The 19,783-nt window shown below is 67.5% G+C and carries 23 protein-coding genes; 9 read left to right on the forward strand and 14 right to left on the reverse strand.

Going from position 1 to position 19,783, the window contains the following annotated elements:
• The first annotated feature begins 133 nt into the window (after window positions 1–133).
• The 4 genes from ACFVWG_RS32895 (at window position 134) to ACFVWG_RS32910 (ending at window position 4,222) form a co-directional block, all read left to right on the forward strand.
• Window positions 134–1,708: an LCP family protein gene (locus ACFVWG_RS32895; protein ID WP_391547358.1), complete on the forward strand. Its 1,575-nt coding sequence runs from the start codon at window positions 134–136 to the stop codon at window positions 1,706–1,708.
• 84 nt (window positions 1,709–1,792) lie between these two features.
• Window positions 1,793–2,755 (forward strand): hypothetical protein, encoded by a 963-nt coding sequence (locus ACFVWG_RS32900; RefSeq protein ID WP_391547359.1) that lies wholly within the window; start codon window positions 1,793–1,795, stop codon window positions 2,753–2,755.
• Window positions 2,756–2,800: 45 nt separating this feature from the next.
• Window positions 2,801–3,253 (forward strand): hypothetical protein, encoded by a 453-nt coding sequence (locus ACFVWG_RS32905; RefSeq protein ID WP_391547360.1) that lies wholly within the window; start codon window positions 2,801–2,803, stop codon window positions 3,251–3,253.
• Between the two features lie 9 nt (window positions 3,254–3,262).
• A complete protein-coding gene (locus ACFVWG_RS32910) occupies window positions 3,263–4,222 on the forward strand; it encodes an acetylxylan esterase (RefSeq protein WP_391547361.1) in 960 nt (319 codons plus the stop codon).
• Between the two features lie 9 nt (window positions 4,223–4,231).
• Here ACFVWG_RS32910 and ACFVWG_RS32915 read toward each other — a convergent pair whose 3' ends face one another.
• Both ACFVWG_RS32915 and ACFVWG_RS32920 read right to left on the reverse strand, forming a co-directional pair.
• Entirely contained in the window at window positions 4,232–4,606 is a 375-nt protein-coding gene (locus tag ACFVWG_RS32915) for a hypothetical protein (protein ID WP_391547362.1), read from the reverse strand.
• A 325-nt stretch (window positions 4,607–4,931) separates the two neighbouring features.
• Complete coding sequence (locus tag ACFVWG_RS32920; protein WP_391547363.1) at window positions 4,932–5,471, reverse strand: hypothetical protein; 540 nt, start codon at window positions 5,469–5,471, stop codon at window positions 4,932–4,934.
• A gap of 340 nt (window positions 5,472–5,811) precedes the next feature.
• Between ACFVWG_RS32920 and ACFVWG_RS32925 the strand changes: the two genes are divergently transcribed.
• The gene (locus tag ACFVWG_RS32925; protein WP_391547364.1) at window positions 5,812–6,675 is read left to right on the forward strand and encodes a DUF72 domain-containing protein; all 864 of its coding nucleotides are present in this window, start codon (window positions 5,812–5,814) and stop codon (window positions 6,673–6,675) included.
• Window positions 6,676–6,678: 3 nt separating this feature from the next.
• On the opposite strand, the gene ACFVWG_RS32930 is transcribed toward ACFVWG_RS32925, so the two are convergent.
• Together ACFVWG_RS32930 and ACFVWG_RS32935 are read right to left on the reverse strand one after the other, a co-directional pair.
• Complete coding sequence (locus tag ACFVWG_RS32930) at window positions 6,679–7,152, reverse strand: methylated-DNA--[protein]-cysteine S-methyltransferase (RefSeq protein ID WP_391547365.1); 474 nt, start codon at window positions 7,150–7,152, stop codon at window positions 6,679–6,681.
• Between the two features lie 48 nt (window positions 7,153–7,200).
• Complete coding sequence (locus ACFVWG_RS32935; RefSeq protein ID WP_391547366.1) at window positions 7,201–8,037, reverse strand: carbon-nitrogen hydrolase family protein; 837 nt, start codon at window positions 8,035–8,037, stop codon at window positions 7,201–7,203.
• Window positions 8,038–8,500: 463 nt separating this feature from the next.
• Here ACFVWG_RS32935 and fgd point away from each other — a divergent pair, with 463 nt between their 5' ends.
• Both fgd and ACFVWG_RS32945 read left to right on the forward strand, forming a co-directional pair.
• Window positions 8,501–9,508, forward strand: coding sequence for a glucose-6-phosphate dehydrogenase (coenzyme-F420) (fgd, locus tag ACFVWG_RS32940; RefSeq protein WP_391547367.1), 1,008 nt, complete (start codon window positions 8,501–8,503; stop codon window positions 9,506–9,508).
• A 41-nt stretch (window positions 9,509–9,549) separates the two neighbouring features.
• Window positions 9,550–10,125 carry a hypothetical protein gene (locus ACFVWG_RS32945; RefSeq protein WP_391547368.1) on the forward strand — a complete coding sequence of 192 codons (576 nt, stop codon included), beginning with the start codon at window positions 9,550–9,552 and terminating at the stop codon, window positions 10,123–10,125.
• 53 nt (window positions 10,126–10,178) lie between these two features.
• Here ACFVWG_RS32945 and ACFVWG_RS32950 read toward each other — a convergent pair whose 3' ends face one another.
• Window positions 10,179–10,718 carry a GNAT family N-acetyltransferase gene (locus tag ACFVWG_RS32950; RefSeq protein ID WP_391547369.1) on the reverse strand — a complete coding sequence of 180 codons (540 nt, stop codon included), beginning with the start codon at window positions 10,716–10,718 and terminating at the stop codon, window positions 10,179–10,181.
• A gap of 68 nt (window positions 10,719–10,786) precedes the next feature.
• On the opposite strand from ACFVWG_RS32950, the gene ACFVWG_RS32955 reads away from it, so the two are divergent.
• Window positions 10,787–11,554 carry an SDR family NAD(P)-dependent oxidoreductase gene (locus ACFVWG_RS32955; RefSeq protein ID WP_391547370.1) on the forward strand — a complete coding sequence of 256 codons (768 nt, stop codon included), beginning with the start codon at window positions 10,787–10,789 and terminating at the stop codon, window positions 11,552–11,554.
• A 34-nt stretch (window positions 11,555–11,588) separates the two neighbouring features.
• On the opposite strand, the gene ACFVWG_RS32960 is transcribed toward ACFVWG_RS32955, so the two are convergent.
• Together ACFVWG_RS32960 and ACFVWG_RS32965 are read right to left on the reverse strand one after the other, a co-directional pair.
• Entirely contained in the window at window positions 11,589–12,383 is a 795-nt protein-coding gene (locus ACFVWG_RS32960) for an ABC transporter permease (RefSeq protein ID WP_391547371.1), read from the reverse strand.
• 76 nt (window positions 12,384–12,459) lie between these two features.
• Complete coding sequence (locus ACFVWG_RS32965) at window positions 12,460–13,407, reverse strand: ATP-binding cassette domain-containing protein (RefSeq protein WP_391547372.1); 948 nt, start codon at window positions 13,405–13,407, stop codon at window positions 12,460–12,462.
• A gap of 97 nt (window positions 13,408–13,504) precedes the next feature.
• On the opposite strand from ACFVWG_RS32965, the gene ACFVWG_RS32970 reads away from it, so the two are divergent.
• Window positions 13,505–14,302 (forward strand): TetR/AcrR family transcriptional regulator, encoded by a 798-nt coding sequence (locus tag ACFVWG_RS32970; RefSeq protein ID WP_391547373.1) that lies wholly within the window; start codon window positions 13,505–13,507, stop codon window positions 14,300–14,302.
• On the opposite strand, the gene ACFVWG_RS32975 is transcribed toward ACFVWG_RS32970, so the two are convergent.
• The 7 genes from ACFVWG_RS32975 to ACFVWG_RS33005 form a co-directional block, all read right to left on the reverse strand.
• Window positions 14,210–14,644 carry a hypothetical protein gene (locus tag ACFVWG_RS32975; RefSeq protein ID WP_391547374.1) on the reverse strand — a complete coding sequence of 145 codons (435 nt, stop codon included), beginning with the start codon at window positions 14,642–14,644 and terminating at the stop codon, window positions 14,210–14,212. The genes ACFVWG_RS32970 and ACFVWG_RS32975 overlap by 93 nt on opposite strands.
• 10 nt (window positions 14,645–14,654) lie before the next feature.
• Entirely contained in the window at window positions 14,655–15,257 is a 603-nt protein-coding gene (locus ACFVWG_RS32980) for an FMN reductase (protein WP_391547375.1), read from the reverse strand.
• A complete protein-coding gene (locus ACFVWG_RS32985) occupies window positions 15,254–16,351 on the reverse strand; it encodes an LLM class flavin-dependent oxidoreductase (RefSeq protein ID WP_391547376.1) in 1,098 nt (365 codons plus the stop codon). Before ACFVWG_RS32985 ends, ACFVWG_RS32980 begins: the two co-directional genes overlap by 4 nt.
• A gap of 894 nt (window positions 16,352–17,245) precedes the next feature.
• Window positions 17,246–17,764 carry a hypothetical protein gene (locus ACFVWG_RS32990; RefSeq protein ID WP_391547377.1) on the reverse strand — a complete coding sequence of 173 codons (519 nt, stop codon included), beginning with the start codon at window positions 17,762–17,764 and terminating at the stop codon, window positions 17,246–17,248.
• 28 nt (window positions 17,765–17,792) lie between these two features.
• Entirely contained in the window at window positions 17,793–18,461 is a 669-nt protein-coding gene (locus tag ACFVWG_RS32995; protein WP_391547378.1) for a hypothetical protein, read from the reverse strand.
• The gene (locus ACFVWG_RS33000; RefSeq protein ID WP_391547379.1) at window positions 18,461–19,399 is read right to left on the reverse strand and encodes a hypothetical protein; all 939 of its coding nucleotides are present in this window, start codon (window positions 19,397–19,399) and stop codon (window positions 18,461–18,463) included. Before ACFVWG_RS33000 ends, ACFVWG_RS32995 begins: the two co-directional genes overlap by 1 nt.
• Window positions 19,399–19,782 (reverse strand): hypothetical protein, encoded by a 384-nt coding sequence (locus tag ACFVWG_RS33005; protein ID WP_391547380.1) that lies wholly within the window; start codon window positions 19,780–19,782, stop codon window positions 19,399–19,401. Before ACFVWG_RS33005 ends, ACFVWG_RS33000 begins: the two co-directional genes overlap by 1 nt.
• Window position 19,783 lies beyond the last annotated feature (1 nt).

The raw sequence follows: 19,783 nt of genomic DNA on the forward strand, positions 1-19,783 counted from the left end.
TAACCTGGCGTGCACCGACGGGGGTCGCCAGCACACGTCAACCGAACGGCGGACGTGGGCGTCATAGGTACCGTGGGTCGCTTGCGGGCGATCCATGGAAGGTCGCCACGTCGTCGATCAGGGAAACGGAGCCATGACGCGGAGTACTCGCGCCGCCGGACGGAGGTCCGCGCCTCGTGCCAGCCGGTCTAAACACCGCTCGCAGCGTGCGCGCACGACGTCCAAGGCCATCGGTCTCACCCTGCTCAGCGCGCTGGTGCCAGGCTCCGGCCTGATCATGGGCGGCCGCACGAAGCTCGGTGCATTTGTCCTGACGATCACCGGTGGGTTGCTGCTCGTCGCCGCGTACGTCGGTCTGACGCAGCGGAACTCGGTTCTCGAGCTGGCCGTGTCTCCCCGGCAGCTCCTGATCGCGACCGCGGCCGTGGTCGTCCTGGGCGTGCTGTGGATCTGGGTCGTGGTCGCCTCGCACAAGCTGCTCCGCCCGGTGAGCATGACCTACACCGGCCGGCTGGCGGGCTCGTTGTTCGTCGGCGTGCTGTGCTTCGCAATCGCCGTACCGACGACTGTGGCCGCGCAGACCGTGATGGCGCAGCGCGACCTGGTCGGCAGCGTGTTCCAGTCCGAGGACAACTCCAAGAGCGCGACCCGGCCGAAGGTGGACAAGGCGGACCCGTGGGCGAAGACCCCGCGGCTGAACCTGCTGCTGCTCGGTGCGGACGACGGCGCCGACCGGACCGGGGTCCGGACCGACACGGTGATGGTGGCGAGCATCGACACCAAGACCGGTGACACGGCCCTGATCTCGCTCAGCCGGAACTGGATGCGGATGCCCTTCCCGGAGGACTCGCCGCTGCACAAGATCTACCCCGACGGCTTCTGGGATCCGAATCTCGGCAACGTCGAGCAGCCGGAGTACTACCTGGACTCGATGTACGACAACGTCCCGAAGCAGCACCCCGGTGCGCTCGGTGCGACCGACAACATGGGCGCCGACGTGGTCAAGCTGGCCGCGGGCGCGGCGCTCGGGCTCGACATTGACTACTACATGCAGATCAACCTGGCCGGTTTCCGCAAGATCATCGACGCGATCGGTGGCATCACCGTGAACGTCAACTACAAGGTGCCGATCGGCGGCGACTACGGCGCCGGACCGGGTACCCGTGGTGCGAAGAAGCCGTCCGGCTACATCCAGCCGGGCCCGAACCAGAAGCTCGACGGCTACCACGCGCTGTGGTTCGCCCGCGGCCGCTACGGCCTGAGCGACCCGTCGCGGCAGGAGCGGCAGCGCTGCACGATCCACGCGCTGGTGAATAGCGTGAACCCGGCCACCCTGGTGACGAAATACCAGCAGATCGCCTCGGCCAGCAAGGACCTGCTGAAGACCGACATCCCGCAGGAGATCCTGCCGGCGTTCATCGAGCTCGGTCTGAAGGTCAAGTCCGCGAAGGTCGCGAACGTCGACCTGGACAAGAGCAAGAACTTCCCGACCGGCAAGAACCCGGACTACTCGGCCATGCAGGAGATCGTCGAGAAGGCGATCGCCCCGAAGACCAAGCCGGTCGCCTCGACCCCGTCGAGCGGGACCACGAAGAAGCCGAGCACCGGGACGACGAAGAAGCCGGTGAAGGCGACCGCGACCCCGGGCGCCGCCCAGGACCTGAACGACGCCTGCGCCTACGACCCCACCCAGACCGGGACGAACTGACAGCATCAGGACAATCTGGACTGAACCAGCGACTTCGGGGAAGGATGCTCGAACCGAAGAGCTGGGGGGCAGTACATGCGGCGCATGATGGCGATAGCAGTCGGTACGGCGTTGGTCGTGGCGGGGTGCAGTAGCGAACCGGAGAGCGACAAACCGCCGGCTCCGGCGACGGTCACGACCCCGACCGATCAACCAACCACTCCGACCCCGACGCCGGAACCACCGTCCGCGATGCCGACCACGACGTCGCTGAGCCCGGTGGGCTACAAGAAGGCCATCGCGAACTCCGAAACAAACCTGGTGCGCGGGGTGCAGCGGGTGATGAACGCTCCGACCTTGGCCGCGTTCGACCAGGCGCGGGCACAACTCGAGGACGCGATCCGCAACCAGCGGCAAGCGCTCGGCGACCTCGAGCCGCCGGCCTCGGCCAGCTCCGGCCACTCGCAGGCGCTGATCGCCTTCGATCGGTACGCCGCGTCGGTCACCGCGAATCTGGCGACGTCCGGTGAGACCAAGACCGGCTGCGGCCTGCCGAAGGCGCCGGCCGTCCGGCTGTACCAGGCCAAGACTGGCATCCGTACGTCGATCATCGAGCTCTCGAAGGAGGTCAACCGGAGCCTCGGCAAGGGCATCAACTACGGCCTCCGGATGACGCCGCCGGCGCTCACACCGCCGCCACAGATGACCGGTCGCGGCTCGAACGGCCAGATCATCCAGCGGGCCGGGTCCCGCGGCAGCGGATCACTGCAGATCACCAACAACGGTTCCGTGGACGTCGTGGTCGTCGTTGCGACCAGCGTGCCGCGGCAGCCGCAGGCGTCGATCTACGTCCGCCACGACTCCAAGACGAACCTGCGCGGGATCCGCGGCAGCTACTACGTGTTCTTCAAGTCGGGGAGCGCCTGGGACGGCGTCAGCCGGCAGTTCACCGAGGGCTGTTCGTTCTCCAAGTACGACGACCGGTTCGACGGCAAGTACGACTGGACGATCACGCTGTCGCCGGTGATCGGTGGCAACGCGTCCACGTCGAAGGTCGACCCGTTCTGAACCCCAGCTTCGAAACCGCACCAGGGCCGATGGGATCATGGCCCGATGCGGACGACGTACCGGATGCGGGCAGGACGGTTCCTCGGGGTTCTGGCCGCGGGGCTGATCTTTCTCGGGGTGGCTGCGATCGCGTGGGCCTTCGGCGCACCACAGGTCGCAGTCGCGGTGTTGCTGGTGCTGGGCGGCCTGGTCGCGCTGGCCGGGCTGGTGATCGTGGCTCGGCCGCCCGTCGTACTGCGGCTGCGGGACGACTCGATCGACGTACGGGGTGTGAAGACGGTCTGGACCGACGTCACCGAGGTCGGTCGGGTCGAGACGACGCACGGCGCCGCGCTCGCGCTGCGAACCAAGCGGCCGGACGACACCGTACTGCTGCCGCTCGCCTGGCTGGCGCCCAAGCAGGTGCCCGCGCTGGAGACCACGCTGCGCGACAAGCTGAACACCGCACACGGCTACACCATCTGGGACGGGACCGCCCCCGACCAGACTGATGACTGAGGAGCGTCTGTGCTGTCCTTCGAGTTCTCGTACGACGAACTGCTGACCTACCAGGGGACGAACCCGCGGCCGGCCGACTTCGACCAGTTCTGGGAGAAGGCGCTGCTCGAGCTGGACGGGACGGACCCGGAGGTCGAGTTCTCCGACGCCACCGACTTCCCGCTGACCACGGCCACGGCTCAGCACCTGTACTTCACCGGCACCGGTGGTTACCGCGTGCACGCCAAGGTGATCCGCCCGAACGAGCCGACCGGCCCCGCCGTACTGGTGTTCCATGGGTACGGCGGCGAGCAGCCGAAGTGGGTCGACCTGCTGGCGTATGCCGCGCGCGGGTTCACCGTGGCCGCGCTGGACGTCCGGGAGCAGGTCGGCTTCCGGACGGTCTCGCAGACGGCGAACAACTTCGACCTGCACAACCACCTCGTGCACGGTCTGGACGCCGGCCCCGACGGCCTGCTCTACAAGCACGTCTTCCTGGACACCCGCCGCCTCGCGGACATCATCGGCGCGCTCCCCGAGGTCGACGAGACCCGGATCGCGACGACCGGCTGGAGCCAGGGCGGCGGGCTCAGCCTGGTCGCGGCCGCGCTGACGCCGGGCATCAAGTACGTCGCCAGCGTGTTCCCGTTCCTCTGCGACTACCAGCGCACCTGGGACCTGAACCTGGACAAGGGCCCGTACGACGAGATCGTCACCTGGTTCAAGAAGCGCGACCCACGTCACCTCCGGCAGGACGAGGTCTTCAACACCCTCGGCTACATCGACGTCCAGCACCTCGCCTCCCGCATCCGCGCCGAGGTCACGCTGTTCGTCGGCCTCGAGGACCAGACCTGTCCGCCGTCCACCCAGTTCGCGGCGTACAACAAGATCACCTCGACCAAGGAGCTCCGCGCCTACCCGGACTTCGGCCACGACGACCTGCCCGGTGCGCACGACGACATCTACCAGCTCATCGGCGCGAAGCTCTGAGTCACTGACTCAGGTCGGGATCCAGACCGGCCACCAGGGCGGCACGTTCCCCGGGCAGATGCCCGGGGACGTCGCTGGGGTGCCCTGCCAGGAGTAGAGGGCCAGGTCGGCGATGGCGATCGCGATGGCGGCGGCGATGAGTCCCATGAACAGGGTCTTGCCGGCGTACCGGTAGGCGATCGTGAAGAGCACCAGGTTGACGATCAGCGCCAGCGGGAGCCCGAGGAACAGCAGGGTGAGGCCGTTGGGCATCGGTCCGGAGACGTCGACGTGGCAGGCCTTCCAGGATCGGGAGGTGAGCACGACGAGGCCGAACGCGGACCCGCCCCCGACCACGACGGTCAGGAACGACTCGACCTTGCCACCCTTCGGGATCAACGCCATGTGATTACCGTAGGCGATCGAAGGCCTCGACGAGGCCATCGGCGGTGATGGTGGCGTTACCGGGAAACAGACGCTGCCACGACAGCGCACGCCCGAACGTCCCCAGCCGACAGGCAAGGTCGGCAGCACGGCGCAGGTCGGAGCCGGGCCAGTGCTCGAGGTAGGCGTCGCGGACCCGCGGGACGAACTCGGGGCCGAGCTGGTCGGCGACGCGTTCGAGCGGGACGGTCAGGCTGCAGAACGGATGCGAGACGACCGCATCGCCCCAGTCGAAGAACGTGTAGCGGGAGCCGATGTGTGCGTGCCCTGTTCTTCCTTACTAAGTTTACTCGGCGGTGCCGTCGGGGCGGCGTCGAATGACTGGGCTGTGGATAACCCCGAGCTGGTCGAAGAGGTCCGGCAGTACGGCGGGCCGCGCATTCGGTACGCCGATCCGGTCGAACTCGCCGGTGTGGTCGACCAGCGCGCGCTGGAGGTCGGCGTACTGGCTGAGTAGGTCAGCCCAGTGATGCGGTTCCCGCTCGACCTCCTTCAGCACCTGCCCACCGTGCGGGAGCAGGGACCACCCGCGCTCGACATCGACGGCGTACGGCGTGAGCACGTGCTCTGGGACCAGCTGCGCGAGTCTTTGCGTCAGCGCTGGCTCGAAGGCGCTGCCGGGCGGATTCGCCTTGAACCACACGGGTTCGGCCGCCTCGACGCGCACGATCACCGACCACGCCCGCAACCGCACCCGTCGCGGCCCGCTCTCCCGAACCCCCAGCTCGGCAAGCCGCTCTTCCAGCCAGCTGAACGCCTCGCGCCGCCACTCCGAGTCGTCCCACGGCGTCCGCGCGTCGGGCCAGCTTCCACGATCGACCTGCATCGCCACAGACAACCAGAAGCGCGCTCCATCGCCCAGCGATTTCCACCCGGCGCCATCCGCCGTGGGGCCGGGGCATTTCAGGGGATATCCGGTGAATGTGCTGGTTCTCTGCTCAAATTTTGAGGGGAGAACCAGCGAGTTGAGGGGAGATCCGTTCAAATTGCGGGAGGTGGAGGGGCGGGGTGTGCTCGGAGGGCGGGGTGCGGAGGGCGGGTGCGCTGGGGCGGGGCGGGGTGCGCCGAGGGGTGGCTGGGTGGCTGGGGAGTTCTGGCTGTCGATCTGGGGCAGGTCGTTTCCCGGGTTCCGCGATTGGGGTGGGTTGGGACGGATAATCGGGGGCGTGGCTTATCGTGTGGGGATTTCTGGGTGGCGGTATGCGCCGTGGCGCTCGGTGTATTACCCGGAGGGGTTGCCGCAGCGGGCTGAGCTGGAGTACGTGTCGCGGCGGTTGAACTCGATCGAGTTGAACGGTTCGTTCTACTCGTTGCAACGGCCGACGTCGTACCAGCGCTGGTACGACGAGACGCCGGGCGACTTCGTGTTCGCGGTGAAGGGGCCGCGATTTATCACGCATATGAAGCGGCTCGCGGAGGTGGAGGCGCCGCTGGCGAACTTCTTCGCGTCCGGATTGCTTGCGCTAGGCAACAAGCTGGGGCCGGTGTTGTGGCAGCTGCCGGGGAACTTCCGGTACGACGGTCCGCGGCTGGCCGCGTTCTTCGAATCGTTGCCGCGGACAACCGTGGCGGCGGCCGAGATCGCCAAGCAGCACGAGGATCGGATGAAGGACCGGGTTGTCCTGGAGGCGAAGCACGATCAGCCGATGCGGTATGCGTTGGAGGTTCGGCACGACAGCTTCGAGAACTCCGAGTTCATCGACCTGTTGCGCGAGCACGACATCGCGCTGGTGTGTGCGGATACGGCCGGCAAGTGGCCGATGCTCGACGACGTGACCTCGGACTTCGTCTACGTACGACTGCACGGTGCCGACGAGCTCTACGTGAGCGGGTACGACGACAAAGGCCTCGACCATTGGGCTGCGCGGGTCAAGACCTGGCATGCGGGGCGGACCCCGACCGGCGGTAAGACGGCCTCGCCGGACCGGCCTCCGCGTCATCGCCGCGATGTGTACGTGTACTTCGACAATGACGTGAAGGTCCGGTCGCCGTTCGACGCCGAGGCGCTCTCGGCCCGCCTCGGCCTGTGAGGCTTATGAGAAGAGCCGCGCCTCAGCCGGCTCCTCGAGGTCGAGGAGGAGTTGCTTGCGCTTGAGCCCGCCCGCGTACCCGGTCAGCTTGCCGTTCTTGCCGACGACGCGGTGGCACGGGATGACGATGGACAGCGGGTTCTGGCCGACCGCCTTGCCGACGAGTTGCGCGTGACCGCCGACCTCGGCCGCGAGCTCACCGTACGTCGTGGTGTTGCCGAACGGGATGTCCTGGAGACGGGACCAAACGCGAAGCTGGAAGGCGTCGCCGGTCAGAGTGGTGGGGAGGTCGAAGGTGATCCGGTCGCCGTCGAGGTACTCGTTGAGTTGGCGAGCCGCCTCGGACAGCACGGGGTCGGATTCGACCCGCTCGCCGAGCGGCATCGGCTTCACCCAGTGGTGGGGGAAGTAGACACCGGCCAACGCGTTGTCGGAGGCGACCAGCGTGAGGTCACCAAGCCGGGTGCTGACGATCATGTGCCTGTTCATGCCCATGGAACGCGCCAGCACCCGGATGTGTGAGGGCTAGCCGTTCACGCGCTCCCGCGTCCGCTGCCGGAACGTACGCCCGACCTGAGTGACGTCCTCATGCCGTACGTCGGTCGTGACAACCGCCGGAGAGCCGTCCGTCGGAGCGTGGATCGCCCAGGCGCCGCGCGGATCGATCAGGCCGGACTGGAGCCCACCTTCCGGGTTGGCCGGAACTGCCAGGCTGATCCAGCAGGTGTTGTTCACCGCGCAGCCCCGCGCCTGAACCGCGATGTGCTCGTGGTGCGTCACGCCTGCGGTCGAGTACGAGACCAGTACGCCGTCGACGCCGAGCCGGTCGTACTCGGTGAACAACTCCGGGAACAGCACGTCCAGTCCGAGTGCGAGCCCGAACCGGAAGCCGTCCACGTCGAAGGTCACCGGGTCCTTGCCCGGGGTGTACATCCAGGTGATTTTCGTCGTCGACATCGTGCGCTCGTCGTAGCGGGCGACGACCTTCCCCTGGTCGGAGACGACGTACATGCTGTTGTGCGGCCGCGCGTCGGGGAGCTGGTGGATGCTCGGGAGCACCGTCCAGACTCCCAGCTCGCCGGACAGCTTCACGATGCTGTCGAACTCCTCCTGCAGGACCTTCCAGTCGGCCTTGGTCCAGTCGGACGGGCCGATCTCGTCGGGGCCGAGCGAGGACATGATCACCTTGCTGGGGAAGCTGAGCGCGCCCTCGGTGAAGTGGACCAGGCGGGCGCCGGCCGCGGCCGCCTGCTTCAGTAGCGAGCGGACCTCGGCGCCGCTGGACCGCAGCAGCGAGGCATCCGTCGGGTCTCGGTGCACCGTCGACTGGGCGACGGCGATTCGTAGGGTTGATTCCGGCATGTCTTCTCCTGATGGAGTCGGACGGAAGTGCCGGAGGGCAGACGTGTAGGACTCGCCCGTCTTGGCGGCGCGGGCGCGAACCCGCCGCTTGAGATTCCTGTGCGCTGTCATCTGGCCTTCCGCATGCGCAGACATGATCCTCCGGCGATCCCGTCCGCAGCAGTTGACCAGGACGAGCGGCCCGAGACCAGAAGTCCCTTTGCCCCCTGCGACGAGACCGGGCCGGAGCCGGTCAACGGAGGTGAGGCGCGAGCCGCGCCAGGCCCAATCCTTCCCCGGCGCCGGGGTCGTCGTCAATCCACACGCCGAAGAACAGGACATATACGTCTGATGCCCCGCTCGGCGGGCGCTGCCGAGGCGGCGCGGGCGGTGCCCGTACAGGTATACGTCCTGTGCTTAGGCATAAAGTCGCATCCGGAAGTCGTTGGTGTCGGTACAAGGTGACGAGGATTGGGAGCGCAGGGTGAGCATTCGCGTCGGGTACAAGGCGTCGGCGGAGCAGTTCGGGCCACGGGATCTCGTGGAGTACTCCGTGCGGGCCGAGGAGCTGGGGCTCGACAGTGTGACGGTGTCGGACCACTTCCTGCCGTGGCGGCACGAGGGTGGGCACGCGCCGTTCGCGCTCGCGTGGCTGGCCGCGGTCGGTGAGCGGACCAACCGGGTCCTGCTCGGTACGTCGGTGCTCACGCCGACCTTCCGGTACAACCCGGCCGTGATCGCGCAGGCGTTCGCCACGCTCGGCGAGCTCTATCCGGGCCGCGTGATGCTCGGTGTCGGTACCGGCGAGGCGCTGAACGAGATCGCCGTCTCCGGTCGCGAGTGGCCCGAGTTCAAGGAGCGCTACGCGCGGCTGCGCGAGGCCGTTCAGCTGATCCGCGACCTGTGGACGAAGGACGGCGTCAGCTCCGAGGGTCCGTACTACAAGACCGTCGACGCCTTCATCTACGACCGCCCCGAGACGCCGCTGAAGATCTATGTCGCCGCGGGCGGACCGCTGGTCGCCAAGTACGCCGGTCGCGTGGGCGACGGGTTCATCGCGACCTCGGGCAAGGGCATGGAGCTCTACACCGAGAAGCTGATCCCCGCCGTCAAGGAAGGCGCCGAGGCGGCCGGCAAGAAGTTCGAGGACATCGACCGGATGCTCGAGGTGAAGGTCTCCTACGACCGCGACCCGGCGCAGGCGCTGGAGAACACGCGGTTCTGGGCGCCGCTGTCGCTGACGCCGGAGCAGAAGCACAGCGTGACGAGCGCGACCGAGATGGAGCGGCTGGCCGACGAGCTGCCGATCGAGCAGGTCGCGAAGCGCTGGATCGTCGCCTCTGACCCGGAAGAGGTCGTGAAGCAGCTCCAGCCCTACCTCGACGCGGGATTCAACCACTTCGTCGTGCACGGCCCGGGGAACGACCAGGAGCGGTTCCTGACCCAGTTCACCGAGGACGTCCTGCCGTTGCTCCGCAAACTCGAGGGTTAAACCGGGTTGAGGTCTGGGGTCGGGCACTCGACAATCAACGTGTGCCCGACACTCAGATCGTTCAGGACACCGACCCGCGCTGCGCCGAGCTCGAGGCGGCCGGGTACCGGGTCGTGGGCGAGTCCTGGGCCGCGCATCTCGCCAATCCCGATCGGGATCTGCTGGAGACCGCGGTCAGCCGGGCGACCGCCTCCGGGCTGACCTTGCGTGAGCTCGGCGCCGAGTCGGCCGAGGCGCTGCACACGCTCGAGAAGCTCAACGAGAACGACTACCCGGTCACGCCGGCCACCCATCGGGTCGTCGGTGAGCTCGAGAAGACCCGCGCGCTCTGGCCCGAGCACCGGGTGTTCGGGGCGTTCGACCGTTCACGGCTGGTGGGCGCGACGGTGATCCGGTCGCACAAGGGCTCGGGCGACACCAGGTTCACGTCGGTGCTGGCGTCGTATCGGCGTCGGGGTGTTGGGCAGGCGGTGAAGGCCGCGTCCATCCTCGCGTTCCTCGACATCGGCATCACGCAGTTCAGCACGGGCGGCGCCGCGATCAACGACGGCAGCCTCGGGGCGAACGCAGCCCTCGGGTACGTCGTCGACGAGCGCTGGCGGTCGTACGAGCTCTAAACCGTCACCCGAGCTCTAAACCGTCACCCGAGCTCTAAACCGTCACCCGAGCTCTAGACCGTCACCGTGACCGGCCGGGTTGGCGGGACGAGGGGGTCGGTCGCGAGACGGGCGTGCCGCTCGACGTCGTACCGGGTGCCGTCGTAGGCGAGGCGGTGCCGTTCGACGCCCTCGGGGAGGAAGCCGGCGCTGGCGGCGACGCCGCAGGAGGCCGGGTTGGTGAGGCGGTGGCCGAGCTCGAGCCGGTAGAGGCCGGCGTCGTGGTGGGCCCAGTCGGCGAGCGCGCGCAGAGAGTCCCGGGCGATGCCTTGGCCGCGGACCTCGGCGAGGGTCCAGTACCACGTCCATGCGACCTGATGGCGGTCGATGTTGGTCACGCCGACACAGCCGATCGGGTGATCGTCGGCGTCAGCGACGGCGTACACGTGGCCGTTGTCCAGATCGGCGACCCGGCCGATCCAGTCGAGCGCGGTGGCCCGGTCCACGATCCCGCCCTGGTAGACCATCTCGGGATCGGCATGGGCCTGCGTCAGACGCAGCGCGTCAGCCGTCCGCCACCGCCGAAGTTCGAGCCGCCCCAGCGCGTATCCCATTCAACGAATCTACCGCCGGGCCGCGCGCACGAAACCCCACGCGGCGTGGCTTTGGCAGGATGAGGCGTATGGGATATCTGGATTTCAGGGACCAGATCGTGCTGGTGACCGGCGCGAGCAGCGGGATCGGGGCGGCGGCCGCGGTCGGGTTCGCGGAGACCGGGGCCACGGTCGCCGTGCATTACCACCGCAACGAGGAGGGCGCGCGGCACACCGTGGGCGCGGTTCAGACAGCAGGCGGTACGGCGTCGCTCCACCAAGCGGATCTGGCCGACCCGGCGGCGGCCGGGGTGCTGGTCGACGAAGTGCTGGCCAAGCACGGGCGGATCGACGTACTGGTGAACAACGCCGGTGATCTGGTCAAGCGGTCGCCGATCGTCGACGTACCGGATGAGGAGTTCCAGCGGATCCTGGACGTGAACCTGACGTCGGTGTTCGCGCTCAGCCGGCGGATCGTGCCGGTGTTCCGGGCCCAGGGCGGCGGGTCGATCGTCAACGTCACGTCGATCGCCGGGCGGCACGGCGGCGGTGGCGGATCGGTCGTGTACGCGACCAGCAAGGGCGCGGTCAGCACGTTCACCCGCGGCCTGGCCAAGGAGCTCGCGCCGGACGGGATCCGCGTCAACGCGATCTCGCCGGGCGTGATCAGTACGCCGTTCCACGACCGCCATACCGGCGAGGAGCAGATGAAGGCGATGCTCACCACGATCCCGATGGGCCGCACCGGTACGCCGCATGAGTGCGTCGGCACGATCCTGTTCCTCGCCTCGGAGCGGATGGCGTCGTACGTGACCGGCCAGATCGTCGAGGTCAACGGCGGTCAGTTGATGCCGTAGGGGCCCCGGCGGTGTGCCGGAGCCCCCGGTCAGCTCAGCGGGACAGAGTGCGGTAGCGGTGGGCGGAGAGCGGCAGGAAGATGGCGGTCAGGAGGAGTGGAGTGATGACCGCCATCAGGACCGAGTGACTGCCGATCCAGGTCGTGGTGGTCGATGGGTCGGGGTTGCCGAAGAGGGTTCGGGATGCGGTGGCGGTGGCCGACAGCGGGCTCCACTGGGCGATCGTGCCCAGCCAGGCCGGCATCGTGGAGGTCGCGACGAAGGCGCTGGACAGGAAACCGAGCGGCCAGACGAGTACCTGGACGATGGTGATGCTCTGGGCGTTCTTCACCGACAGCCCGATGAAGATTCCGATCCACAGCAAGGCGAATCGCAGGAGGAGCAGTAGTCCAAAAGCTGCCGCGGCGGACAGCGCACCGTCGTGCCAGCGCCAGCCGAGCGCGAACCCGGCAACAGCCAGTACGGCGAGCGCCACGATCGTGTCGAGCATGTCCGCCATGCAGCGACCGAGGACGACCGCGGCGGAGCTCATCGGGAGCGAGCGGAACCGGTCCGTCACGCCCTTCTCCTTGTCCTGGGTGACGGCGGTCATGGTGCCTTCGAGCCCGAAGAGCATGGTCAGCGCGAAGATGCCCGGCACCAGGAGTTCGTAGTACGACTCGCCGTCGGGGAACTCCATCGCGCCGCCCAGCAGGCCGCCGAACATCAGCAGCATCAGCACCGGGAAGAACCAGGAGAAGATGATCAGCTCGGGCTGCATCCGCCAGTGCGTGAGGGTACGGCGGGTGATCGTCCACCCGTCGGCGATGGTCCAGCCGAGCCCACTCATGCCTCCACCTCGCTAGCGCTCGGCTCCGTCATGAGCGGGATGCCCACTCTGCTCTTTGTTCGCTCGCTACGCTCGCTCATGCGGCCGGTCCGGTCAGGTGCAGGAACACTTCGTCCAGCGTCGGTCTGCGTAACGTGATGTCCTCCGGTTCGATTCTTGCCTCATGCAACGAATTGGCGATCAGCGTCAAGGCCCGGGTGCGGTCCTTGACCGGAACGCTGATCCGGCTGCCCTCGACGCGGATGTCGCCGTCCGCGAGCGGCTCGGCCAGCCGCCGTACCTGCTCGACCTCGGCCGGATCGACGAGGACCAGGTCCAGCCAGTCCGAGCCGAGCTGGGCCTTCAACGCATCCGGCGTTCCCTCCGCGACGACCTTGCCGTCCTTGAGCATCGAGATCCGGTTCGCCAGTTGGTCCGCCTCCTCCAGGTACTGCGTGGTGAGCAGCACGGTCGTGCCGTTGTCGACGAGTTGCCGGATGGCCGTCCAGACCTCTCGGCGGCCGCCGGGGTCGAGCCCGGTGGTGGGTTCGTCTACGAACAGGACGGTCGGCGCCACGATCAGGCTGGCGGCGAGGTCGAGCCGGCGGCGCATGCCACCGGAGTACTTGCTCACGGCCTGACCGGCCGCGGCGGTCAGGCTGAATTGCTCGAGCAGCTCATCGGCACGCCGTACCGACTTTGCGTGGCCGAGATGGTTGAGCCGGCCGAACATGGTGAGGTTCTGCCGGCCGGTCAGCACCTCGTCGATCGCCGCGTACTGCCCGACGAGCCCGATCCGCCGCCGTACCTCGGCTCCTTGGCGACTCACGTCGTACCCGGCGACGGACGCCGTACCGGAGTCCAGCTGAAGCAGTGTGGACAGGATCCGCACCGCTGTTGTCTTGCCGGCGCCGTTGGGGCCGAGCAGGCCCGTCACGGTTCCGGCGGTGACTTCGAGATCGAAGCCGTTCAGGCCTGCCCCCTCGGTGCCGCCGCGGTAGTTCTTCCGTACGTCGGCGGCCTCGATCACCTGTTGCCTCGTCACTCTCCACCTCTCTGTCAGGGTTGAGTCGTAGACTGTACCGTACACTGTACGACTCAGGTACCATCGGGACAACGACGAGCGGTGGGAGTTTGTTCCGGTGGCTGGAAAAAAGGTGGCGGCGGCCGATCCGGCGCGCAGTCTGGCGCTGCTCTGGGGCAGTCACACCAAGCCCGGCCGGTCGGGGCTGACCGTGCAGGCGATCGTCGACGCCGCGATCTCGGTGGCTGACACCGAGGGCCTCGAGGCGGTCTCGATGCGAGTGATCGCCGAGCGGCTGAAGGCCGGCACGATGACGCTCTACACCCATGTCCCGGGCAAGGCCGAGCTCACGGACCTGATGTTCGACCACGTGTACGGCGACCTGTACGCCGACGCCGACGAACCCGCTCGTCAGCCGGATTGGCGGGCCGCGCTGGAATTCATCGCGCACCGCAACTTCGACGTACTGGTCCGGCATCCGTGGATCCATGAGGTCCCCACGATGCGGACGGCATTGGGACCAAACATCACGTTGAAATACGAAGCCGAGCTCCGCCCCCTCGACGGCCTCGGTCTCACCGACGTCGAGATGGACTCAGCGCTCACGCTGGTGCTTACCCACGTCACCGGTACGGCGCGCGCGGGCGCCGAGCAGGTCCGCACCCAACGCGACTCGGGCCTGAGCGACGAGGAGTGGTGGCGTCAGATCGCGCCGACCCTCACCCATGTCATGGCCGGTTCCACCGTCGCCTTCCCCACCGCCGGCCGCGTCGGCAGCTCAGTAGGCGAACACTTCCAGTCCACCCTCGACCCGACCCACGCCCTAACGTTCGGGCTGGATCGGATTCTTGACGGCATCGCTCTGCTGATCGCCTCGCGTTCGGAGAATCAGCAGCACCAGGCCGATCAGGGCTGACGCACCGGCCGCGATCAGGCTGCCCAGACCGGGGCGATCCGAGCCCGCGCCGACCTCGCGGACGAGTAGGTCCTTACCGTCTGCGGCGTACTGGACCTGCAATTGCGCGCCTTTGTTTGGCGCATCGAGGAACTCGTCGGTGTTCGCCCGGACCACCCGTCCGTCCGGCAGGGTGAGGTCCAGCTCAAGGTAGGGCGCGCCTTTGACCGGGTTCGTGACGTCCACGACCGTCGCGGTTGTCGTCGGCGCCCCGTCCAGCTGGTGATCGATGTCGCGCGTCAACCACCAGGCTCCAAGCGCAATAGCGCTGAACACGAAGCACAACGCTGCCCATCGCCTCATCCTCCAAGTATCAGCTATTCAGCAGGTCCTCGAAGGGGGTCGGGTTGGCGTAGGGGTCGGGCTTCACCGGGGTTTCGTGGTGGAGGGTGCTGACCAGTTCGGTGGCGGCTTGGGTGATGCGGGGGCGGAGCTTGGCGGCGTTCGGGCCCCAGTCGGTGGAGGCGGCGTAGACGCCGGTGGCGACGGGCAGGGCCTTGAGGTAGGCGAAGAGGGGGCGGAGGGCGTAGTCGAGGACCAGGGAGTGGCGCTCGGTGCCGCCGGTCGCGCCGAGCAACACCGGCTTGCCGGCCAGGGCCTGGTCGTCGAGGACGTCGAAGAACATCTTGAACAGTCCGCTGTACGACGCGGAGAAGGTCGGCGAGACCACGATCAGGGCATCGGCCGTGGTGACGGTGCTGAGAACCTTCTCCAGCTCGGCCGACGGGAAGCCGGTGAGCAGGTTGTTGGTCAGATCGTGGGCGTAGTCGCGGACCTCGATCGTCTCGGTCCGCGAGGTCTGCCCACGAGCCGACAGCTCATCGCGTACGGCGGCCGCCAGTTGGTCGGCGAGCAGCCGGGAGGACGACGGTGTCGTCAGCCCGGCCGTCACGACGGCGATCACGCGCTCGGTCATAGCGTCTCCAGGTCGCGGGCCCGCTCGGCCGCGGTTTTGAGTGACTCGTGGGTCGGTGCATCCGGCACGTGGGCCGGCTTCAGGGCCGCAAACTCCTTGCGCAGCACGGGAACGACCTCTTCGCCGAGGATGTCCAGCTGCTCCAGCACGGTCTTCAACGGCAGTCCGGCGTGGTCCATCAGGAACAGTTGCCGCTGGTAATCACCGAAGTGCTCACGGAACGACAGCGTGCGCTCGATGACCTCCTGCGGACTCCCAACCGTCAAAGGCGTTTCACGTGTGAAGTCCTCCAGCGACGGCCCGTGTCCATACACCGGCGCGTTGTCGAAGTACGGACGGAACTCCCGTACGGCGTCCTGTGAGTTCTTGCGCATGAAGATCTGACCGCCGAGTCCGACGATCGCCTGATCCGCCGCGCCGTGTCCGTAGTGCTCGAACCGCCGTCGGTACAGATCGATCATCTGCTTGGTGTGCGAGACCGGCCAGAAGATGTTGTTGTGGAAGAACCCGTCGCCGTAGTACGCCGCCTGCTCCGCGATCTCCGGTGAGCGGATCGAACCGTGCCACACGAACGGCGGTACGTCGTCCAGCGGCCGCGGCGTCGAGGTGAACCCCTGCAGCGGCGTCCGGAACTTGCCTTCCCAGTCGACCACGTCCTCGCGCCAGAGGCGGCGGAGGAGTGCGTAGTTCTCGACCGCGAGCGCGATGCCGTTGCGGATGTCCTGACCGAACCACGGGTAGACCGGGCCGGTGTTGCCGCGGCCCATCATCAGGTCCACGCGGCCGCCGGCGAGGTGCTGCAGCATCGCGTAGTCCTCGGCGATCTTCACCGGGTCGTTGGTCGTGATCAGCGTCGTCGAGGTCGACAGGATCAGCTTCGACGTCTGCGCCGCGATGAATCCGAGCATGGTCGTCGGCGACGACGCCACGAACGGCGGGTTGTGGTGCTCCCCGGTCGCGAACACGTCCAGCCCGACCTCTTCGGCCTTCAGCGCGATCGCCACCATCGACTTGATCCGCTCGCCCTCGCTCACCGTCTGACCGGTGGTCGGATCCTCGGTCACGTCACTGACGCTGAACACCCCGAACTGCATCGGGTCCTCCTTCGACTGGTGTAGTTCACTATTAAACTATCTTGTCCGCCGTAACGCCAGTCCGGCCCCCACAATTCCGGAACCGGCGACCTCTCGTCAGTCCGGGTTCGACGAGGTTCTGGTGCAGATCGAGAAGGCGGCTGAGGAGTGGGTCGACCGTCTCCGCGTCTGATCGCTGCGATGCGGCCAGTTTCGTACGGCGGGGTGGTTGCTCGCCGCTCCGAATGCGGCCGGTTTCGTACGGCGGGGTGGTTGCTCGCCGCTCCGAATGCGGCCGGAACGTGGGTTTGTGGTTGCTCGCCGCTGCGGCCGATTGACAGTGGCGGGTGGCTGGCGTCCGGCGCGTGGCTGAGGGGGATGGTTCGGTCGGCGACCACGGTCGCCGTTGTCTGAGTTTCCGGGCTGTGGTTGCGGCCGGTAGTGGCGAGGCCTGAAAGGTGACTCGTTGTGGGGGGTTGAGGCGGATGAGGTCGCGTGCGGCCCTGCCGCGCCCGGCTGACCCTCGCCCCCCTGCGTATCTGATGGGTTCACCCATCCGCTTGTGGGTTCTGCACCCGCATGCGAGTCCAGAACCCACAACCTCATGGGTTAACCCATCAGATGGCCGAGGCTCGGGGGTGCTGGGGGTGCTGGGGGTGCTGGGGGTGCTGGGGGTGCCGGGGGTACCGCCGCGCCCGGCTGACCCTCGCTAAGTGGTGGATTTTCGTCACCGAGTCCCTAAAACTCGCCAATTAGCGCGATCGACCCGTGTTCCGGTCCGCGCCTCAGCCCTCCCCAAACCGCTTTGGGGAGGATCCAGGACCGATTCGGGGGGCGGATCCTCCCCAGATGGCCGTTCCGCGGCAGCGACGGCTGGGGACGGCGCCCGCTGTACGCCGCTCAACGCGGCGACTGTTAGATGCCGGCGTACTGAATGACGGGCGCGGCGGCGCGGGCGGCGATCTGCCAGTTCTGACGGCGGAAGCCGAGCACGATGCCGGCCAGGGCCGCGCTGCTGAGTACACCGGCGACGACGATGATGGCGACGTCGCCGGTGAGGCCGCCGGTCACGACCAGTCCGAGCCCGACGACTACCGCGCAGACAGCCAGCGCGATCGCCATCGGCTTGTTCTGCCAGACCCACTGCCCGCCACTCTCGACCTCGGCCGCGAGACCGTTCGCGAAGGTGCGGAGCTCGTCGTCCCAGGGCGCCAGCTCGAGGATGCGCGTGGCCGCCTCCCGGCACATCGCGCGCTGCTGTTCACTCGCGATCAGCCGCACCTCGTAGACGGTGATCGCGAGTGACGCCTCGGTCATCCGCCTGATCGCCCAGGCCATCTGCACGCGCAGCTCGTTGTTGTCGGGCTGCGCGAGCAGCTCCTGATGCAGCCGCTCGACCGCGGCCGCGGGATCTTCGTCGGGATGCAGAGTCACTGGTCCAGTCCTGCCTGATCGGGCGCCGTCACGGCTGGGCCGCGTCGTAGGCGGTCGTGTAAATCTTCTGCAGAGCCGGCCAGTCCGGTACCAGCGCGGATGCGTAGAGCACGTAGTCGTTCTGACGCGCACGCCAGTACACAGACTCGACGTGCTTGCGGCCGTCGGGGGTGTCGAACTCGAAGTTCCAGGTGACCGCCTCGTGGTCACGCCACGTCTCCGACTGCAGGGTGATCAGCTTGTAGCCGGGGTGCTGCTTGATGAAGTTCCCCTCCGCGTTCCGCATCACCTCGATCAGCGGCTGAGCGACCGCCTGCGAACCGCCGTACCGCAGGAAGCTTGTCGGCCGCGCCGGATCGGACGCCTGGGCGTCGGACTTGCCGGCGCGCACCTTCGCCGTCCACCCGCTCGGGATCTTGGTGATGACACCGCCCGGGCCGTCCACGTCCTTGTAGTCAACGGACGGTGTCGGCGTCGGCGTGCTCACCGGGGCGGTCGGCTCGCTCGGCGGGGTTGCGCTCTCGCTCTCTGTCGGAGTGGAGGACGTCGGGGTGTTGCTGGTGGTCGGTTTCGGTACGGCGTTCGCCGGGTCGCTCGGGGAGCGCACCAGAAGCAGGCTGGTGCCGATCAGGCCGCACACCACGAGATTCGCGGTGAACGCGATCACAGCCACCTTGCGCGAGGTCGTCTGACTCATCATTGCTCCGGCTGGAACTTCAGCTTGCCCTGGTCGACAACGAGCCGTCCGGACACCGTGAAGTTCGAGCTCTCGTTGGCCGGATAGCCGCCGTACCCGGTGCCGGTGACAGTCGCCTTCCCGGTGGTGCTGGTCTCGACGGTGACCGCACCGTCGTCGCTGAGGTGCAGCTCGATCTTCGGGTAGCTGTCGATTCGCCAGACCGGCTTGGTGACCGAGGAGGTGAACGGGCAGGACTCCACATTCTTGGTCACACAGCCCTGGATGTACTCCTTGACCTGGGCCTCCGCCGCGGACTGGGCGGACGCCTTGACCTTCGGATTCAAGGCCGCCTCGTTCTCGCCGAAGCCCGCGTCGATCGTCACCGGCTCACTCTCGAGCAACTGATTGTCCACGACACTGACGACGTACTGGCCGGGAAACACCTGCAGGCTGCGCGATTCCTTCGCGTCCTCCGGCAGCGGCTTCCCATTGATCTGTACGTCGACCGGGGCCGCCGTACTGATCTGGATCGACGGCAGGTCACCATCGATGCCCCAGCCGCGGAACAGGCCGAGGGTGAGTTCTTCCTTGCGGTGCAGAGGAATCGCGCCACTCACCTGCTTGTTGCCGACAAGGAAACTGACGTTCGCCTTGTCGTCCTCGATCGTGCCGACCTTCAGTTTCGCGGGCGGGGCGTACTGGTCGGAGGCGACGATGTCGCTGGTCGACGTAGGGCTGTCCTTGAGGTACGACGCGGCCTTCGCGACATCGTGGTCGGCCAGCGCAGCGAAGTACCCCTCGACTGCGGCCTGCGGCGTCAGCCAGACCTGTTGCACCACATACGTCGCGGCACTCAGCACCACAACTCCCGCCGTCACCACCGCGATCAGCGTCTTCGCCCGCTGCGACGGCCGCCACGGCTCGACGAACGGACTGACCGGCTGTGTCTGCACCATCATGCCTCCTCTGTACGACGTGCTTGGGCAAGGTACTCGTCGCGCTTGACCAACCGGGCGGCCATGATCTGCCCGTGATGCGCCACCGGCGGCTCGTGCCGGCACGTCGCCAACTCCCGCCAAGCAGTCGCCGACCGCCGGATCTCGTGGTGCCACCGCACCCCGTCGATCGGATTCACCGCCGCCGACATCACCCACTTGTGCCAGTACCAGTACATCGTCAACTCGGTCCGCAGCCCCTCATGCACCGGCCAGCAAGGCGGCAGCAGCACCCACGGCGCATAAGCCTCCTCAAGCCAGGCCACCCAAGCAGCCAGCTTGTCCCAGTTGCCCTCCCGCTCGTGCGGCTCCTTCTCGTCCCAAACCCATGGTGGCTTAGGCATC

Source organism: Kribbella sp. NPDC058245 (genome assembly GCF_042882005.1).
Classification (GTDB): domain Bacteria; phylum Actinomycetota; class Actinomycetes; order Propionibacteriales; family Kribbellaceae; genus Kribbella.

Excerpts from the sequence above, each read along its gene's own strand:
- ACFVWG_RS32900 (WP_391547359.1), top strand. The coding sequence starts at position 1,793 with ATGATGGCGATAGCAGTCGGTACGGCGTTGGTCGTGGCGGGGTGCAGT.
- ACFVWG_RS32935 (WP_391547366.1), bottom strand. The coding sequence starts at position 8,037 with ATGCCGGAATCAACCCTACGAATCGCCGTCGCCCAGTCGACGGTGCAC.
- ACFVWG_RS32980 (WP_391547375.1), bottom strand. The coding sequence starts at position 15,257 with ATGACCGAGCGCGTGATCGCCGTCGTGACGGCCGGGCTGACGACACCG.
- ACFVWG_RS33000 (WP_391547379.1), bottom strand. The coding sequence starts at position 19,399 with ATGGTGCAGACACAGCCGGTCAGTCCGTTCGTCGAGCCGTGGCGGCCG.
- ACFVWG_RS32915 (WP_391547362.1), bottom strand. The coding sequence starts at position 4,606 with ATGGCGTTGATCCCGAAGGGTGGCAAGGTCGAGTCGTTCCTGACCGTC.
- ACFVWG_RS32895 (WP_391547358.1), top strand. The coding sequence starts at position 134 with ATGACGCGGAGTACTCGCGCCGCCGGACGGAGGTCCGCGCCTCGTGCC.
- ACFVWG_RS32985 (WP_391547376.1), bottom strand. The coding sequence starts at position 16,351 with ATGCAGTTCGGGGTGTTCAGCGTCAGTGACGTGACCGAGGATCCGACC.
- ACFVWG_RS32955 (WP_391547370.1), top strand. The coding sequence starts at position 10,787 with ATGGGATATCTGGATTTCAGGGACCAGATCGTGCTGGTGACCGGCGCG.
- ACFVWG_RS32905 (WP_391547360.1), top strand. The coding sequence starts at position 2,801 with ATGCGGACGACGTACCGGATGCGGGCAGGACGGTTCCTCGGGGTTCTG.
- ACFVWG_RS32995 (WP_391547378.1), bottom strand. The coding sequence starts at position 18,461 with ATGAGTCAGACGACCTCGCGCAAGGTGGCTGTGATCGCGTTCACCGCG.
- ACFVWG_RS32920 (WP_391547363.1), bottom strand. The coding sequence starts at position 5,471 with ATGCAGGTCGATCGTGGAAGCTGGCCCGACGCGCGGACGCCGTGGGAC.
- ACFVWG_RS33005 (WP_391547380.1), bottom strand. The coding sequence starts at position 19,782 with ATGCCTAAGCCACCATGGGTTTGGGACGAGAAGGAGCCGCACGAGCGG.
- ACFVWG_RS32975 (WP_391547374.1), bottom strand. The coding sequence starts at position 14,644 with ATGAGGCGATGGGCAGCGTTGTGCTTCGTGTTCAGCGCTATTGCGCTT.
- ACFVWG_RS32950 (WP_391547369.1), bottom strand. The coding sequence starts at position 10,718 with ATGGGATACGCGCTGGGGCGGCTCGAACTTCGGCGGTGGCGGACGGCT.
- ACFVWG_RS32930 (WP_391547365.1), bottom strand. The coding sequence starts at position 7,152 with ATGATCGTCAGCACCCGGCTTGGTGACCTCACGCTGGTCGCCTCCGAC.
- ACFVWG_RS32960 (WP_391547371.1), bottom strand. The coding sequence starts at position 12,383 with ATGAGTGGGCTCGGCTGGACCATCGCCGACGGGTGGACGATCACCCGC.